The organism is Bradyrhizobium sp. CCBAU 25338 (assembly GCF_028128965.1).
Taxonomy (GTDB): domain Bacteria; phylum Pseudomonadota; class Alphaproteobacteria; order Rhizobiales; family Xanthobacteraceae; genus Bradyrhizobium; species Bradyrhizobium liaoningense.
Genome location: NZ_LFKY01000041.1, coordinates 472,742 through 488,476 on the forward strand (window position 1 = coordinate 472,742; position 15,735 = coordinate 488,476).

A 15,735-nucleotide genomic window follows, 5' to 3' on the forward strand; every position below is an offset into this window, starting at 1 on the left:
GCGGGTTCAAGGCCCAATCTGTCGTAACGGCGAGGTTAGCGAGCGAAGCTTGTGCGAGGCTTGTGGCTCTGTGCTCCAGCTGCAACAGGGAGCCGAAATGACGGCGTGCGCATGGCGTCACGCCAAACGAAAGGGCCGCGCTTCGCGAGAAGCGCGGCCCTCCTCCGATGACTTGGATCTTAGCGGAACAGCGACAGGATGCTCTGGCTGCTGTTGTTGGCGATCGAAAGCGCCTGAACGCCGAGCTGCTGCTGGACCTGAAGGGCGGCCAGGCGGGTGGATTCCGCATTCATGTCCGCGTCGACGAGCTGGCCGACACCACGATCAACCGAGTCCATCAGCGATTTCACGAACTGCGTGTTGGTCGAGATACGGTTCTTGACCGCACCGAGATTGGCAGCGGATGCGGCCACCGAGTTGATGGCGGTCGTGACCTGCGCGATGTAGCCGTCGAGCGTGGTCTGGTCAGCCGCCGAGTCCGTCAGCGCGGAGATGTTGATGGTGTTGACCGACGCACTGCCGCTCACGGTGTCCAGAATGCCGGTCTGCGTGCTGGAATAGAGCGTGTAGTCGGCGGTCGTCACGGTGATGGAACCGGTCGTGGGCGTGCCGCCGACGCGAGAGTACGACGACACGAGGCTGAAGCTCGTCGGTGTGGTTCCGGTCGTCGTGCTCAGCCAGTTGACGCCGTTGAAGGTCGCGGCATCGGCCGTGCTCTTCATCTGCTGCTGGATCTGGGTGATGTCCGCCTGGATCTTGGTGCGGTCGATACCGGCGGTCTTGGCCTGGACCAGCAGCGACTGCAGCTTGGTCAGACCGGAGTCCTTGTCGCCGATGACCGTGCTCAGAGCGGTATACTGCGTATCCACGGTCGCGGCCGACAGGCCGAGCGAGTCCGAGACGGCGGAGAGCGCGGCGTTGTCGGCGCGCATCGACGTCGCGATCGACCAGTAGGCGGCGTTGTCCGAAGCGGTGGCGACGCGCTGGCCGGTGGAGATCCGGTTCTGGGTGGTGGAGAGTTGCGAACTCACAGACCGCAGGGTCTGGAGTGCGGTCATGGCAGTCGAGTTCGTAAGCAGGCTTGACATTGCGAATGTCCCTTTTTTGTACGCGATACATTTTCACGAGGGGACATACCGGGCTTTCACCGGTACGGAGGGACGGCATCATGCCTTTGGACTGATGTGGGTGGGGTCCAACCCGCCGTGCCGCATTGCTAGCACGCCGAATCTTGCCTCCAGATTAAGGTCAGATAGAATTTCGCTGTAAAATCATATGGTTAACATTACCCACCGCTAACCATAACCAGCGCCTATCGCTTAACCATATCCAGCCGGTCAGCGATATCGGCTCTTACGAGAACGAGCGCACCAGTCCGGAGGCCAGCAGGTTCCAGCCGTCGATCAGCACGAAGAACAGCATCTTGAACGGCAGCGCGAGGATCGTGGGCGGCATCATCATCATGCCCATCGACATGGTCAGCGTCGCCACGATCATGTCGATCACCAGGAACGGCAGGATGATGAGGAATCCGATCTCGAACGAGCGCCTGAGCTCGGAGATCATGAAGGCCGGGATGATGACGCGCAAATCGACGCGCTTGTCGTCGAACTTCTTGCGGAAGCTCTCCGCGGCGAGCGCTTCGAAGGTCTGGAGATCCTTGTCGCGGACATGGGCCAGCATGAACTCGCGGAACGGGTCGGTGATCTTGAGATAGGCTTGCTCTTCCGAGATCTCGTTCTTCATCAGCGGCTGGACGCCGGTCTCCCAGGCCCTGTCGAAGGTCGGCGCCATGACGTAGAAGGTCATGAACAATGCGAGACTGATCAGTACGAGGTTGGCAGGCGTGGTCTGGAGGCCGAGACCGGCGCGCAGGAACGACAACGCCACCGCAAATCGCGTGAAGCTCGTCACCATGATGAGCAGCCCCGGCGCCACCGACAGCACCGTGATCAACGCCATCAGCTGGATGATCCGGCCGCTGGTCGAGCCGTTTCCCGGCGGCAACAGGGAATTCAGGTCCGGAATCTGGGCCAGCGCCGCTTCGGGCAGCACGACCAGAACCAACGCGATCAGCAGGACTTTCACTCTCACTGGATCACCAGCGTCTCGATGATCAATTCTCGGACCTTGCCCGACGAGCGGATGTTGGCGCGCTCGGTCAGGTCGTCACGCAGATGCTGGAGTCCGCGCGATCCCTCGAACTGCGCAACCGTCGCCGACCGCAGATAGGTCACGATGTCCTCGCTGATATGTGCGGCCAGAATGCCGGCATCCTCGTCGCTCATGCTGTCGGTCACCATGGAGGCTTCGATGCGCGCCCAGTTGTTGGTCGGCGCGGCGAGATTGGTCACGATCGGAGACAGTTTCCTGAGCCGCGCGCTGCCGGCGTAGCTCGAGGCGATCGGCGGCGGCGTGGCGCTCTTCTTCGCATCGGCAACGCGCTCGGCGGTCGCGATCAGATGCAGGCCGGCAACGGCGCCCGCGCCGATCGCGATCAAGGTCAGCACGACGATGGCGGCAATCAGGCGCATAACGTCCCCTGCCATCGTGACGCGACCCGGCCGGCGCAAGCCTCAGAATGGTGCCACGGCGTCATAGATACGGTGTCCCCATCCAGGCTGCTGCACGTCCGACAGATTGCCGCGCCCGCCATAGGACACGCGCGCCTCAGCGATCTTGTCGTAGGAGATCGTGTTGGTTCGCGAGATATCGCGCGGACGTACGATGCCGCCGACGTTGAGCACGCGCATCTCCGTGTTGACGCGAAATTCCTGCGAGCCGCTGATCATCATGTTGCCGTTCGGCAGCACGTCGGTGACGATGGCCGCGATCGACAGCTTGATGTCCTCGGTGCGATCGATCTGGCCGTTGCCCTTGATCTGGGTATTGGTGCTGAGGTTGGCGTTGGCCTGGCCCGTGTCGCTCCAGCCTGCGACGTCCATCAGCCAGTCGAGCCCGAACTTGACCTGGGAATCGCGGGAACGGCCCGTCTTGTTGTCGAGCTTGGCCTTGTCCTGCATCGAGATGATCACCGTCACGACGTCACCGGTGCGCCGGGCGCGGGGATCGCGGTAGAGATCGGTGCCGTCGTCCCAGGTCGAGCGATAGCTGACAGGCGTGCGCATGCGCGGCGTCACCGGGATCGGATCGGCCTGCATCCTCAGGCCGCTGCCGACAGGCGACATTTGCGGACCGGTCAGGACTTCGGCCGGATCATGATAGCATCCCGCCAGGGCCATGGACGCCAGCAGGAGCGAAGGGACGAGGATCGGCTTGTTCATCTATTTGGTCTTTCCGTCATCCACGCGACGCATGCCGCCGAGCAGGTCGGCGAGATGGGCCGCGCGAGCCGTATCCATCTCATTGAAGATCGCGCTCGAGCTCCTCGGGCTGAGCTTGGCGAGCACGGCGGCGGCGGTCTCGTCGGTCATGCCGGCGATCTGGGTCGCCGCAGCTTCGGGCTTCATGCGCGAATAGATCTCGACAACGCTCGCTTCAGCCTTCTTCAGGAAGTCGTCGCGCAGCACCATCCACTTCTCGTATTCGGCGCGCTTGGCCTCGACTTCGGCAATGCGCTCGCGCAGCAGGCTCTCGGCCTTCTCCAGCTCCTTGAGCTGCCAGGCCAGCCTTGCGTCGACGGCGGGATCGGCGACGTTGCTGCAGAACAGGGCGATTTCGTTGTCCGGGGCCGGCGCAGCCTGCGGCGGCGCAGGCTTCGGCGGCGCCGTGACGCTGCCGGGCCTGGCCGGACGGACCGGTGCGGGCGCAGGCGCGGGTGCCGGGGTCTCGGAAGCCGGCATCGCCCCGGTGACCGCGGGTCCCGACTCTTCGGCCGCCCATGCCGTCGCCCGGATCGAAGCACTCTCGCCGGAATTCGGGGCGGCCGGCACCTGCGGCTTCTGCGGTCCCGCCGCGCGGGCGCGCGCGAAGGAGAGCAGGTTGAGCGGCTTCGACGGCCTGGCCTCGTCCAGCGCCAGCACGGGCGATGCGCTCGCGAGCATTGAGGCCGCGGCCAGCAGGAGGAGTTTGGCTTTGTGATCCAGCTTCAGCATCGGGCCGCGTGCGATTCTCGGTCGAGACTTGAGCATTGAGCGACCAAGCTTGCACGACGCTTATGCATCATTGCACGATGACGTCGGCCTGGAGCGCGCCTGCCGTCTTGATCGCCTGGAGGATCGCGATGATCCCCGATGGCTTCAGGCCGATCTGGTTCAGCCCGCGCACCAGGCGCTGGAGATCGACCCCGCTCAGGATCGCCACCTGCGCTCCCGCCTCGTTGGCCTCGACCACCGTCTGCGGGACGACCACCGTCTGCCCTCGCGAGAACGGCGCCGGCTGCGAAACGACCGGCATCTCCGTGACACGAACCGTCAGATTGCCGTGGGTCACAGCAACGGTCGATATCCGCACGTCGCGCCCGATCACGACCGTGCCGGTGCGCTCGTTGATCACGACCCGCGCCGGTGTGTCCGGCTCGACCGTCAGTTCGCCGATCTCGGCCAGGAAACGGACAGGGCCGATGTGACGCGGCTTCGACAGCACGATGGTGCGGTAGTCGCGCTCGAAGGCGATCTGCGCGCGGTAGCGTCCGCCGGCGTATCGGTTGATGGCGTCGAGGATGCGCGTCGCGGTGACGAAGTCGGGGTTCTTCAGCTCCAGCACCAGGAACTCCATCTCGCGGAGACTCCCCTGCACCTCGCGCTCGACCAGCGCACCGTTCGGGATGCGCCCGGCCGTCGGCGTACCCTGGCTGACGTTCTGCGCCTGGCCTCCGACGCTGTAGCCGGCGACCGTGATCGCGCCCTGCGCCACCGCGTAAACGGCGCCGTCCGCGGCGCGCAGCGCCGTCATGACCAGCGTGCCTCCGAGCAGCGACGTGGCATCGCCGAGCGACGACACGGTCACGTCCATGCGCTCGCCGGGCCCGATCGATGGCGGCAGGTCCGCGGTTACCATCACCGCCGCGACGTTGCGCGTGCGTAGCGTCGTCGGACGCGGGGGGTTGTTGGTGCTCGTGGTCTCGTTCCTGACGTTGATGCCCATGTTCTCGAGCATCGATTGCAGGGACTGTTCCGTGAACGGCGCGTTGCGAAGCGTGTCGCCGGTGCCATTCAGGCCGATGACGAGGCCGTAACCGACGATCTGGTTTTCGCGCAAACCCTTGATGTCCGCGATGTCCTTGACGCGGACGGCCGCCTGGGCGCTGACGACCGACATGAGCAGGACGAGCGCAAGCAGGAGTCTTGTCATGACCCGTCCACGACCTTGACGGTGCCGTCCGGCTGGACGACGCCCCTGATGATCACCCCGGTATCCGTATTGCGTACCGGAATGAGTGCGCCGGCCGCACCCGACTGCATCGCCGAACCGTAGGTGACGATGGACAGGCCGCTGTCTTCGACCACGACCTTGACCGTGGCGCCGCGGGCGACGGTCCAGGGGTCTTCCACCGCATTGGTCGGAATGGGCTGGCCCGGAAACAGAGCGCGCCGCGCCATGCGGCCGACCAGGACCTGACGGCCCTCGATGAACATGGCGACGCCGAGCAGACTCGGCGCGAAGGCGCGTTCGGTGATCATCTCCTCCCGGATCAGCTCGCCGGCGCGGATCGAGACGGCCGGCACGGGAAGCCGCTTCTCCTCGGCCGCAGCGCCGCGCGCCGCGACGAGAACCAGCAGCACGGCGGCCAACCCGCGCATGATCAGGCCCACCCTGTTCAACATCGAGACACCGGAACTAGCGCATGCCCTTCGAGACCGTCTGGGCCATTTCATCCGAGGCCTGGATGACCTTGGCATTCATTTCGTAGGCGCGCTGCGCCGAGATCAATTCGGTGATTTCCTTGACCGGATCGACGTTGGAGGCTTCGAGCCATTTCTGGTTGATCTTGCCGTAACCGGCGTCGCCGGGCAGCCCGACGACCGGCGTGCCGGACGCCGTGGTCTCGCGATAGAGATTTCCGCCCAGCGGCTCCAGGCCCGCTTCATTGGCGAAGTTGGCGAGGTTGAGCTGACCGATCTGCCGCGGGTTCACTTCCGTATCCAGCTTGGCGAACACCTGGCCGGTGGCGTTGACCGTGACCTCGACCGTCCCCTGCGGCACGGTGATCGCGGGATCCAGGAGATAGCCGTCGATCGTGACGAGCTGAGCGTTCGCATTGGTATTGAACGAGCCCGCGCGGGTGTATTGCACCTCGTTGTTGGGGCCGAGCACCTGAAACCAGCCGCGACCGTTGATCGCGAGGTCGTAGGGGTTGCCGGTCTGGGTCAGCGCGCCCTGGATGTGCAGCTTGCGGATCGCCGCCGACTTGACGCCGAGGCCGAGATTGGCACCTTCCGGGATCGGCGAGGAGCCGTTGACGTTCGCGACGCCCTGCATGCGGTCCATCTGGTAGAACAGATCGGTGAACTCCGCGCGCGCCCGCTTGTACGAGGTCGAGTTGATGTTGGCGATGTTGTTCGCGATGACTTCGATGTTGGTCTGCTGGGCGTTCATGCCCGTGGCCGCAATGGCGAGCGATTTCACTTATTTCATTCCTTCAGGTCAGATCGACATCCGAACGACTTCTTGGTAGGCCTGCACGACCTTGTCGCGAACCGCGACCGCCGTCTGCAGGGCCTGCTCGGCCGACATCAACGCCTCCACGACGCGACGCGTCGATTCCTTGCCCTGCATCGCCGAGATCGACGCCGCCTCGCCCGCCTTCAGCGTCCCGATCGCGTCGGTCGTCACCTGCTTCATCACGGATTCGAAGCCGACGTCGTCACCGGTCTGGATCGCCGTGGTCGCCGCGGGCGAGATCGCCTGCGTCTCGGTGGCGCGGCTAGCCGCCTGGCCAGCGGATATCGCCGTGGATGAAATCGCCTCAAGCATTGTCAGCTCCTCAGAAGATCGATGGTCATGCCGAGCATGGATCTCACCTGCTTCACGACCTGAAGATTGGCTTCATAGGACCGGTTGACTTCCCGCATGTCGGCCATTTCGATCATCATGTTGACGTTCGGCAGCTTGACGTAGCCGGCCTTGTCGGCAGCGGGATGTCCCGGATCGTACTCCACGCGATACGGCGTGGTGTCGACCCCGATCTCCTTGACCTTCGCGAGCTGCGCGCCCGAGGCTCGGTCCATCGCGGCATCGAAGGTGATGGTCTTGCGCTGATACGGATCGGCGCCGGCAATGCGCCCGGTCGAGGTGGCGTTCGCGAGATTCTCCGAGACGATGCGCATGCGCGTCGACTGCGCTTCGAGCCCGGAGCTCGCGACCGTCAACGAAGCTTGCAGTGAGTCCAGCATGTCAGTTCACCTCAGGCTTTTGCGCTCGACAGAACCATGCGGTGGAACGACCGCACGATCGCCGAGTTCATCGAATAGTCGCGATTGACGTCGCTACCCTTGATCATTTCCTGCTCGAGACTGACGGAGTTGCCGGAGTGAACCACCTCCCAGCTGTCCTTCTTCGCGGTCGCCCGCGTGTCGGAATCGGTGGCGGACAATTGCATGTGCGACGGCGACGTCGTCGCAAGCCTGACCGGCATGCCGTCGAGCACCTTGTTGAACGGCTCGACGTCGCGCGCCCGAAAGCCCGGCGTGTTGGCGTTGGCGACATTCGTGGCGATGGTCGACTGGCGGAGTTCGAGGTACCGCGCCTGCGACGATGCGAGTTCGAAGAGATAAAGCGGTCCCACGACAGCCCCATTCTGGTCCATTCGAGGGAAGCTTAGGGAGTCAAGCTTTCGTCAGGCTGATGAGGCAGACGCCATCCTCCGAAATTCTACTGGACCTTCTCCGGCCGCGGCGTCTGCTTGGATTGGAGGAAGTAGATGATCTCGGCGACGGGTCGGAAGAATTCGGCCGGAATCACCTGATCGACCTGGACCGCCTCGTAGAGCGCGCGCGCCAGCGCCTTGTTCTCGATGACGGGGATTCGATTCTGCTCGGCAACCTCGCGGATCTTCAGCGCGATCACGTCCATGCCCTTGGCCACGACGAGCGGCGCGGCATTTTCCTCGCGCTTGTAGCGCAGCGCGATCGCGAAATGCGTCGGGTTCGCGATCACCAGCGTCGCGCGCGAGGCCGAGGCGATCATCCGCTGGCGCGAACGGTCGCGCGCCAGCGAGCGCAGCCGCGCCTTGATCAGCGGATCGCCTTCCGCCTGCTTGTGCTCGTCCTTGATCTCCTGCTTCGTCATGCGCAGCTCGCGCCGCCAGTGAAAGCGCGCCCAGGCGAGATCGATCGCCACCAGGACGATGGTCGCGATGCAGATCGCCGAGACGATCCGCATCGCGATGTTGAGAATCATCTCCGGCAGCGCGACCGGATCGGTGTACATCGCCTCGAACGCCCTCGCTTCGGACGAGCGCAGCACGAAGGCGACGACGGCGCTCACCGCGCCAAGCTTGAACAGCGACTTGGCGAACTCGATCAGGCCCTGCGTCCCGAACAACCGGCTCCAGCCGCTGATCGGGGAGATCCGGTTCAAGTCCGGCTTGATGCGCTCGAGCACCACGCGCGGGGCGTTTTGCAGCAGCGAGGCGGCGAGCCCGAACACCACCAGGATGACGACCAACGGCACCAGGAACCGGAGCGCCTGGAGTCCGACCACGGTGAGCAGGTTCTGCGCGTCTGCGCCCGTGCTGAGCGGGAAGCCCTCGGGATCGTCGAGGAGGCTCTTCAGCGTCGGCGTCAATTGCTGCACGCCCTGGCCGATCAGGAAGGCCTGGATCACCATCAGCGCGGCCATCGAGGCGAATATAGAGGCCTCCCGAGAGACCGGAATCTTGCCCTGCTCGAGCGCATCACGGACTTTCTTCTCGGTCGGCTCTTCTGTCTTGCTCTCCGGATCGGATGTTTCTGCCATGCCCGTTCAGCGGTCAGCGGAAGACCAGCTCATCCTCCTGCTCGGGGTTGAGCTCGATTTCGCCCTTCTCCGCCAGCTCGAGCGCAAGATCGGTGATCACGCGTCGCGCCTCCAGCACGTCGCGCTGGTTCGACGGCTCGCCGATGGCGAGCTCGTGCTCGACGACGCGGCGGACGCGCGAGGCGACCGAGGACAGGATCAGCTCGCGGAAATGCTTGTCGGTGCCCTTCAGCGCGACGACGATGCGATCGGTCGGCACCTGGTCGAAGATCATGGTGCGCGCCTTCGGTGTCAGGTTGACCACATCGTCGAAGGTGAACAGCAGTTCCTTCAGCACTTCGGCCGACTTCGGTCGCTTCTCCGACAGGCTCTTCAGCATGTCCTCGATATGACCGCGTTCCATCTTGTTGATGATGTCGGCGACGCGGGCGTAGGTATCAGCACCGAGGTTGCGGGCGAAGTTCAGCGTCAGGTCCTCGTGCAGCGTCTTCTCGATGATACGCATGGCGTCGTCGACGATCGGCTTGAGGCTCAGAACGCGCCGCATCAGCTCGTTGCGCAGGCTCGAGGGCAGCTGGCTCATCACCTTGGCGGCGCAGGCTGGCTTGACCTTGGACAGGATCAGCGCCGCCGTCTGCGGATGCTCCTTGGACAGATAGCTCGCGAGCGAGTTCTCAGACACCGACGAGACGCGGTCCCACACCGACCGGCTCGAATTGCCGAGCAGATCCGACATGATCTGCGAGACCTGGTCGGCCGGAAGCACGTCGCCGAGCACGGCTTCCAGGCCACCGAGGGTGCCGAGGATGTTCGCGCCCATCGAGAACTGCTGGGCGAACTCCTCGACGATTCCCTCGAGCTCCTGCGCGGTGATCGGCCGCAGCTCCGCCGCCGCCTTGGTGACGATGCGGATCTCCTGCGGCTCGAACTGCTGCAGCACGCTTGCCGCCGCCTGCCGGCCCATCGCCAGCAGGAGCGCGGCAACCTTTTCCGTGCCGCCCAGCGTGGTAACACCTCGCTGCTTGGCTGGCGCGATGCCGACAGGTGCCGCCATGATCAGGTATCACCCTGACCCAGCGGACCAACAATCTCCGTGAGCGAGACGCCGAAGCGGGAATTGTCCTCTTCGACGACGACCACCTCGCCGCGGGCGACGATGCGGCCGTTGACGACGACGTCGACTGGCTCTCCGACCCGGTGATCGAGCGGAACCACCGCGCCGCGACCGAGCTTCATCAAGTTCGCCACCGGAATGGTCGCCGAGCCGAGCACCACTTGCATCGTGACGGGAATCCGCAGGATGGCGTCGATATTGGCGAACTTGCCGGTCTCCTCGGCCGTGCGCTGGGCGATCTCCGCCAGCCGCTCGAGGGGAGACGGTTCGGCCTCTGCCGATGCGGGTGCAGATTCATAGTCGAAGGATTGCGCCATCTGGTATCGCCTCTTGGTATTTCCGCTGCCGGAGCGCCGTGGCGTTCCGATCGTAGTCGTCCTGCCGGCTTCGGCTTCAATGCTTGTTCAAGTCGGCGCCGCCTGCGGTCGCGGCGGGTGCGAGGCCGCTTCTGGCATCGAGCGCCGCGATCGCCTCGTGGGCCTGATCGATCTTCGTGCTCAGCACGTTGGCGAGCCGTCCGAGATTTGCGGTGGAATCGTGCGCCGCCGTGATGACCGTGTCGAAGGCGCCCGCCGTCTCGTGCACGATGGTCGAGAATTCGCCCTGATAGCTGCGTAGCCGCGCCAGCTCGCGGTGCATCCTTGTCACCCGCATGCTGGTGAAGGCGAGCGCGATCAGCAGCACCACATCAACGAGATAGGATATCATCGACGAACTCCCGCTTCTGGTCGACCGGATCTGCCACCTGCATGGCGTAATAGCCGTCAAGCTGGCCGATCTGACACCAGAACAGCACCTGATTGTTGCTTTCGAGACGGGCCAGCGTGCGCGGCGTGGCCTCGAGCTCGAGCACCTGCCCGACCTGGAACTTCACGACGTCGCCGAGAGACACCGTCTTCTCGTCGAGCACCGCGCTGAGCGTCACCTCGGTCCGGTGGACCTCGCTCTCCATCTGCTCGCGCCAGCGTGGGTCGGCCGCGCGACCGTCGCTGACCACGACATGAGCAAGCTTCTGCCGGAGCGGATTGAGCGCGGAGTGCGGGATGATGAGGAACATCTGGCCGCCGCGGTAGAGCGCCTGCAGCATGATGTTCGCGCAGATCGACATGTTGCCGCTTCGCCCGATCGCCAGCGAAGCCATCGCCGTCTCGACCCGCTCCACGCGAAAGGTGACGTTCGAAGTGCCGGCGAAGGCGGATTGCAGCGCCTTGGCAAACCGCTCGAACAGTGCCTGCACCAGGCGGAGCTCGATGTTCGAGAACGCGCGCTCGACGTCGAGCGGCGGCTCGGCGCCGTCGGAGCCGAACATCGCCTCGACCATCGTGAACACGAAGTCACGGTCGAGCATGATGATGACGCGGGAGTCCCACTGCTCAGCATACAGCACCGCCGCCACCGCGTTGGCCTCGTAGTCCTTGATGATGTCGCCGACGCGGTCGTTGGTAATGCCGTTGACCGAGAAATAGCAGGGGGTTCCAGCCATCGGCTGGAGACTGTCGGTGCACGATGCCGCCATGCGATCGAAGATCACATTGAGCATCGGCATACGATCGATCGATATGCCGGCGGCGTCCAGCAAATAGTTCGGCAGCTGCTTGCGCTGATCGACTTCGGCGTCTTCCATCATCATGCGCGCGCCGCCTTGGGTTCGGCCTCGGCCACGACCGGCTTGGGACCTGCGATGGTCTCGTTCTCGACGACGTCGATCGACGGCCGCTCTGTGCTCGCGATCATCTTGCGGCCGTGCTCGACGGCGATCTGCGGCATGGCGCCGTTCATGAACGCCAGCAGCGTCTGCTTGACGATGATGTAGGGCCGGCAGCGCTTCTCGCGCGTCATCTTGATCTTCAGCGCGAAGGGCGAAATGATGCCGTAGGACAGGAATATGCCGGCAAAGGTGCCGACGAGCGCGGCACCGATGAAGCCGCCCAGCAGCTTCGGCGACTGGTCGAGCGCGCCCATGGCCTTGATGACGCCGAGCACCGCCGCGACGATGCCGAGCGCCGGCAGCGCTTCGGAAACCACCACCAGCGCATTGTAGGGGGTCAGCTTGCTCTTCACGATGGTGTGGATCTCCTCGTCCATCAGCGCCTCGATCTCGTGCGTGCGCGCATTTCCCATGATGATGAGGCGGACGTAGTCGCAGATGAACTGGAGCAGCGAAGGATCGCCGAGCACGCTCGGAAACGCCTTGAAGATCTCGGAGGACGAGGGATCGTCGATATGCGCCTCGACCTCGTTGCGGCCCTTGCCCCGCAGCTCACGCATCAGGGCATGCAGGGCCCCGAGCAGGTCGAGATAATAGCGCTGCCCCGGCACCGCGCCGGTGATGGCCTGCATGCAGGCAACACCGGTGTCCACGACCGTCTTCCAGGGATTGGCCACGATAAAGGTGCCGACCGCGGTACCCATGATGATCACGAATTCCCACGGCTGCATGAGCACGGCCAGATGCCCGCCCATGGCTGCAAAGCCGCCGAGCAGTGCCGCTACCGTGATGAAAATCCCCACGAAACTGCCCAACGCGCCGCTCCATCGCCGATCCCATCGGGAATATCTAGTCGGCCACGCTTGCGCGAGGCTGGCTTCTTCGTCGCCAGCCTCGCGCAAGCAATTCGCGGCAGTTTGAGGCGAAGCCGCAACAGCGGCCAGAGGGGCGCGCGTCATGCTATCCACCATCGCGGACTACACCCGACTGACCAAGGACATGGGCAAGTCGCTGACGCAGGTCGCACAGCAGCCTGACGTCAGCCGCGAGACCGACTATTTCCTCAGCCATATCGGCAACGTGAAGACCATCGACGATTTCCTGAAGGACTATCGTCTCTATTCCTACGCGATGAAGGCCTACGGCCTCAGCGACATGACCTATGCCAAGGCGTTCATGCGCAAGGTGCTGACCGAGGGCGTTGCGAGCAAGGACGCCTTCGCCAACAAGCTGACCGACACCCGCTACCGGCAATTCGCGACCGCCTTCAATTTCGCTGCCCTCGGCGACAAGGCAACCCAGGCCACCGCAGCCACGACCGGCACTGCGACCCAATACGTCACCCAGACGATGGAGGAGAAGGCCGGCAATCAGAACGAAGGCTTGCGCCTGGCGCTGTATTTCACCCGCAAGGCTTCCACGGTCACGACCCCCTACCAGATCCTCGCCGACAAGGCGTTGACGCAGGTGGTTCAGACCGCGCTCGGCCTGCCGTCGACGATCAGCTCGGCCGACATCGACGCGCAGGCCAAGCTGATCGCGAGCAAGATCGATCTCACCGACTTCCAGGATCCGGCCAAGGTCACCAAGTTCGTGCAGCGCTTCGCGGCGATGTGGGACGCGACCCAGGCCCAGAACGATCCCTCGACCAACCCCGCGCTGGTCCTGATCGCCGGCGCGTCGACGTCGATCAGCATGGATACCAACATGCTCACGACACTTCAGAACATCAAGTTCAACAGGTAGGCCATGCAATCGGCTCTCTATGTGGGATTGTCGGCGCAGGTCGCGCTCGAAAAGCGTCTCCAGACGATCGCCAACAACGTCGCCAACGTCAACACGGCGGCGTTCCGCACCGACGTTGTGAAGTTCGAGACCGTGCTGTCCAAGGCGGGACCGACCCCGGTGGCGTTCTCCTCGCCCGGCGACAACATCATCTCCCGCGAGATGGGCAGCATCACCGAGAGCGGCAACCCGCTCGACGTCGCCGTGGTCGGACAGGGCTGGATCGCCTTCGCCGGTCCGAACGGCACGGTCTACACGCGCGACGGCCGCCTCCAGATCGCTCCCAACGGCGACCTTCAGACCGTGAGCGGTTTCCCCGTCGTCGATTCCGGCGGCGCGCAGATCACGCTCGACCCGAACGGCGGACCGATCTCGATCGCGCGCAGCGGCGCGATCACCCAGGACAACAACGAGATCGGCACAATCGGCCTGTTCAACATTCCGCCCGACGCCAATCTCGAACGCTACGGCAATTCCGGCGTGACGCCCGACCGGCCAGCGATCGCCATCGCCGATTTCTCCCGGGACGGCTTCAAGCAGGGCTATGTCGAGGGCTCCGGCGCCAATCCAATGCTCGAATTGACGCGGCTGATCTCGGCCTCGCGCGCCTTCGACGGCACCAATTCGATGATCGAGGGCACCGAGAGCTCGCTCCAGAATGCGATCCGGACACTCGGCGAACCCGGCAAGTAGACCGCGCCTCGGGCGCGTTGAGATTGAGGTTGGACGGTTTCCTTGAACGCTCTTCGGCAACTCGAGTGGGCGCTGCTGGAGCTTCAGCAGAGCACTCCCCTGGCAAGCATCAGCGGCGCGATCTCCGAGATCGCGCCGACGCATTTCCGCGTTTCCGGCCTGTCGCGCTTCGTCAGGCTCGGCGAGCTCATCGGCGTCAATTCGGCCGGAAAGCGCCAGATCGGGGAGGTGGTGCGGATCGACAGCGACGGCATCGTTGCCAAGCCGTTCGACCGGCAATTTGCCGGCGGGCTCGGCTCGGTCGCCTACCGGATGCCGCCGCTGTCCTTCGCGCCCGATCCGAGCTGGAAGGGCCGCGTCATCAACGCCCTCGGCGCACCGCTGGACGGACAGGGCCCCCTCACCCAGGGTCCCCAGGCGGTCTCGGCGGAGGCGGAGGCGCCGTCGGCCATGAAGCGCGCACGCGTGCACAAGCCGCTGCGCACCGGCGTGCGCGTCATCGACCTGTTCGCGCCGATCTGCGCCGGCCAGCGCGTCGGCATCTTCGCCGGCTCCGGCGTCGGCAAATCGACGCTGCTTGCGATGCTCGCCCGCAGCCAGGGTTTCGACACCGTCGTGCTGGCCCTGGTCGGCGAGCGCGGCCGCGAGGTGCGCGAGTTCATCGAGGACGTGCTGGGCACCGACCGTCACCGCGCCGTCACCATCGTGTCGACGGGAGACGAAAGCCCGATGATGCGGCGGCTGGCGCCGAAGACGGCCATGGCCGTCGCCGAATATTTCCGTGATCGGGGCGAATCGGTCCTGCTCATGGTCGATTCGATCACCCGTTTCGCCCATGCCGCCCGCGAGGTCGCGCTCGCCGCCGGGGAGCCCGCGGTCGCGCGCGGCTACGCGCCGACGGTCTTCACCGATTTGCCGCGTCTGCTCGAGCGCGCCGGTCCAGGCGAGGAGGGATCCGGCACGATTACCGGGATTTTCTCCGTGCTGGTCGACGGCGACGATCACAACGAGCCGATCGCCGACACCATCCGCAGCACACTTGATGGGCACATCGTGCTCTCCAGGCACATCGCCGACCAGGCGCGCTATCCGGCCGTCGACGTTCTGGCGTCGGTCTCACGCCTCGCCCATAACGTCTGGGACCCCGAGGAGCGCGAGCTGGTGAGCAAGCTGCGCGCCATGATCGCGCAATACGAGGACACGCGCGACCTTCGCTTGATGGGCGGATATCAGTCGGGACGTGATTCGGGTCTCGATCAGGCGGTCGACATGGTTCCGAGAATCTACAACGCGATGCGGCAAGGCGCTTCGGCTCCGCCGAGCGCCGATCCATTCCGCGAGCTCCGGGACATGCTCAAGGGCGATTAGCGGATGGAGAGGGTGAGGCGGCGTATGAGAGGCGTCTGCCGCCCATTCTGCGCGAGGTTTTCGACAGGATATTGCGCATGGCGTTACGCTGCCGGCGCATGCGTACCCGGATCCATCACCGATTTCCGTCACGAGCGCGTCACCATTCGGGTGAGCACAACGCCCCGCCGCGGCGCAGGCGATCGCGCGCGACGATTCTGCGAACACG

Annotated in this window: 20 protein-coding genes; 3 read left to right on the top strand and 17 right to left on the bottom strand. The window is 64.6% G+C overall.

The features are described 5' to 3' along the window. Window positions 1–179: 179 nt before the first annotated feature. The 17 genes from ACM42_RS29235 to motA all read right to left on the bottom strand — a co-directional run bounded on the left by ACM42_RS29235 (window position 180) and on the right by motA (window position 12,496). Window positions 180–1,088, bottom strand: a complete 909-nt coding sequence (locus ACM42_RS29235) for a flagellin N-terminal helical domain-containing protein (protein WP_271531085.1) — start codon at window positions 1,086–1,088, stop codon at window positions 180–182. Window positions 1,089–1,353: 265 nt separating this feature from the next. Further along, window positions 1,354–2,094 carry a flagellar type III secretion system pore protein FliP gene (gene fliP, locus ACM42_RS29240; RefSeq protein ID WP_271531086.1) on the bottom strand — a complete coding sequence of 247 codons (741 nt, stop codon included), beginning with the start codon at window positions 2,092–2,094 and terminating at the stop codon, window positions 1,354–1,356. Next, entirely contained in the window at window positions 2,091–2,534 is a 444-nt protein-coding gene (locus ACM42_RS29245) for a flagellar basal body-associated FliL family protein (RefSeq protein ID WP_271531087.1), read from the bottom strand. The genes fliP and ACM42_RS29245 overlap by 4 nt, the downstream gene beginning before the upstream one ends. A 42-nt stretch (window positions 2,535–2,576) precedes the next feature. Continuing rightward, complete coding sequence (gene flgH / locus ACM42_RS29250) at window positions 2,577–3,284, bottom strand: flagellar basal body L-ring protein FlgH (protein WP_271531088.1); 708 nt, start codon at window positions 3,282–3,284, stop codon at window positions 2,577–2,579. Then, window positions 3,285–4,055 carry a MotE family protein gene (locus tag ACM42_RS29255; RefSeq protein ID WP_271531089.1) on the bottom strand — a complete coding sequence of 257 codons (771 nt, stop codon included), beginning with the start codon at window positions 4,053–4,055 and terminating at the stop codon, window positions 3,285–3,287. Window positions 4,056–4,122: 67 nt separating this feature from the next. Continuing rightward, window positions 4,123–5,253: a flagellar basal body P-ring protein FlgI gene (gene flgI / locus ACM42_RS29260; protein WP_271531090.1), complete on the bottom strand. Its 1,131-nt coding sequence runs from the start codon at window positions 5,251–5,253 to the stop codon at window positions 4,123–4,125. Then, window positions 5,250–5,726: a flagellar basal body P-ring formation chaperone FlgA gene (gene flgA / locus ACM42_RS29265; RefSeq protein ID WP_081494926.1), complete on the bottom strand. Its 477-nt coding sequence runs from the start codon at window positions 5,724–5,726 to the stop codon at window positions 5,250–5,252. Before flgA ends, flgI begins: the two co-directional genes overlap by 4 nt. A gap of 13 nt (window positions 5,727–5,739) precedes the next feature. Further along, complete coding sequence (flgG, locus tag ACM42_RS29270) at window positions 5,740–6,528, bottom strand: flagellar basal-body rod protein FlgG (RefSeq protein ID WP_035670189.1); 789 nt, start codon at window positions 6,526–6,528, stop codon at window positions 5,740–5,742. A gap of 18 nt (window positions 6,529–6,546) precedes the next feature. Beyond that, window positions 6,547–6,876, bottom strand: a complete 330-nt coding sequence (locus tag ACM42_RS29275; protein WP_271531091.1) for a flagellar hook-basal body complex protein FliE — start codon at window positions 6,874–6,876, stop codon at window positions 6,547–6,549. 2 nt (window positions 6,877–6,878) lie between these two features. Then, window positions 6,879–7,295: a flagellar basal body rod protein FlgC gene (gene flgC / locus ACM42_RS29280; protein ID WP_035670180.1), complete on the bottom strand. Its 417-nt coding sequence runs from the start codon at window positions 7,293–7,295 to the stop codon at window positions 6,879–6,881. Window positions 7,296–7,306: 11 nt separating this feature from the next. After that, window positions 7,307–7,708 carry a flagellar basal body rod protein FlgB gene (gene flgB, locus ACM42_RS29285; protein WP_271531092.1) on the bottom strand — a complete coding sequence of 134 codons (402 nt, stop codon included), beginning with the start codon at window positions 7,706–7,708 and terminating at the stop codon, window positions 7,307–7,309. 65 nt (window positions 7,709–7,773) lie between these two features. Then, a complete protein-coding gene (gene flhB / locus ACM42_RS29290) occupies window positions 7,774–8,859 on the bottom strand; it encodes a flagellar biosynthesis protein FlhB (RefSeq protein WP_271531093.1) in 1,086 nt (361 codons plus the stop codon). Between the two features lie 13 nt (window positions 8,860–8,872). Continuing rightward, window positions 8,873–9,913, bottom strand: coding sequence for a flagellar motor switch protein FliG (locus ACM42_RS29295; protein ID WP_035670173.1), 1,041 nt, complete (start codon window positions 9,911–9,913; stop codon window positions 8,873–8,875). A 2-nt stretch (window positions 9,914–9,915) separates the two neighbouring features. Continuing rightward, entirely contained in the window at window positions 9,916–10,290 is a 375-nt protein-coding gene (gene fliN / locus ACM42_RS29300) for a flagellar motor switch protein FliN (RefSeq protein ID WP_271531094.1), read from the bottom strand. A 76-nt stretch (window positions 10,291–10,366) separates the two neighbouring features. Continuing rightward, window positions 10,367–10,681 carry a hypothetical protein gene (locus ACM42_RS29305; protein ID WP_124162968.1) on the bottom strand — a complete coding sequence of 105 codons (315 nt, stop codon included), beginning with the start codon at window positions 10,679–10,681 and terminating at the stop codon, window positions 10,367–10,369. Then, window positions 10,662–11,603 (bottom strand): flagellar motor switch protein FliM, encoded by a 942-nt coding sequence (locus ACM42_RS29310; protein ID WP_271531095.1) that lies wholly within the window; start codon window positions 11,601–11,603, stop codon window positions 10,662–10,664. Before ACM42_RS29310 ends, ACM42_RS29305 begins: the two co-directional genes overlap by 20 nt. Further along, on the bottom strand, window positions 11,600–12,496 hold the full coding sequence (gene motA, locus ACM42_RS29315; protein ID WP_271531096.1) for a flagellar motor stator protein MotA: 897 nt from the start codon (window positions 12,494–12,496) through the stop codon (window positions 11,600–11,602). Before motA ends, ACM42_RS29310 begins: the two co-directional genes overlap by 4 nt. 142 nt (window positions 12,497–12,638) lie before the next feature. Here motA and ACM42_RS29320 point away from each other — a divergent pair, with 142 nt between their 5' ends. From ACM42_RS29320 to fliI, 3 genes are read left to right on the top strand one after another with little or no spacing between them, the layout of a single operon-like run. After that, window positions 12,639–13,427 (top strand): DUF1217 domain-containing protein, encoded by a 789-nt coding sequence (locus ACM42_RS29320; protein ID WP_271531097.1) that lies wholly within the window; start codon window positions 12,639–12,641, stop codon window positions 13,425–13,427. Between the two features lie 3 nt (window positions 13,428–13,430). Further along, on the top strand, window positions 13,431–14,159 hold the full coding sequence (gene flgF / locus ACM42_RS29325) for a flagellar basal-body rod protein FlgF (RefSeq protein ID WP_271531098.1): 729 nt from the start codon (window positions 13,431–13,433) through the stop codon (window positions 14,157–14,159). Between the two features lie 42 nt (window positions 14,160–14,201). After that, window positions 14,202–15,527, top strand: a complete 1,326-nt coding sequence (fliI, locus tag ACM42_RS29330; protein ID WP_271531099.1) for a flagellar protein export ATPase FliI — start codon at window positions 14,202–14,204, stop codon at window positions 15,525–15,527. Window positions 15,528–15,735 lie beyond the last annotated feature (208 nt).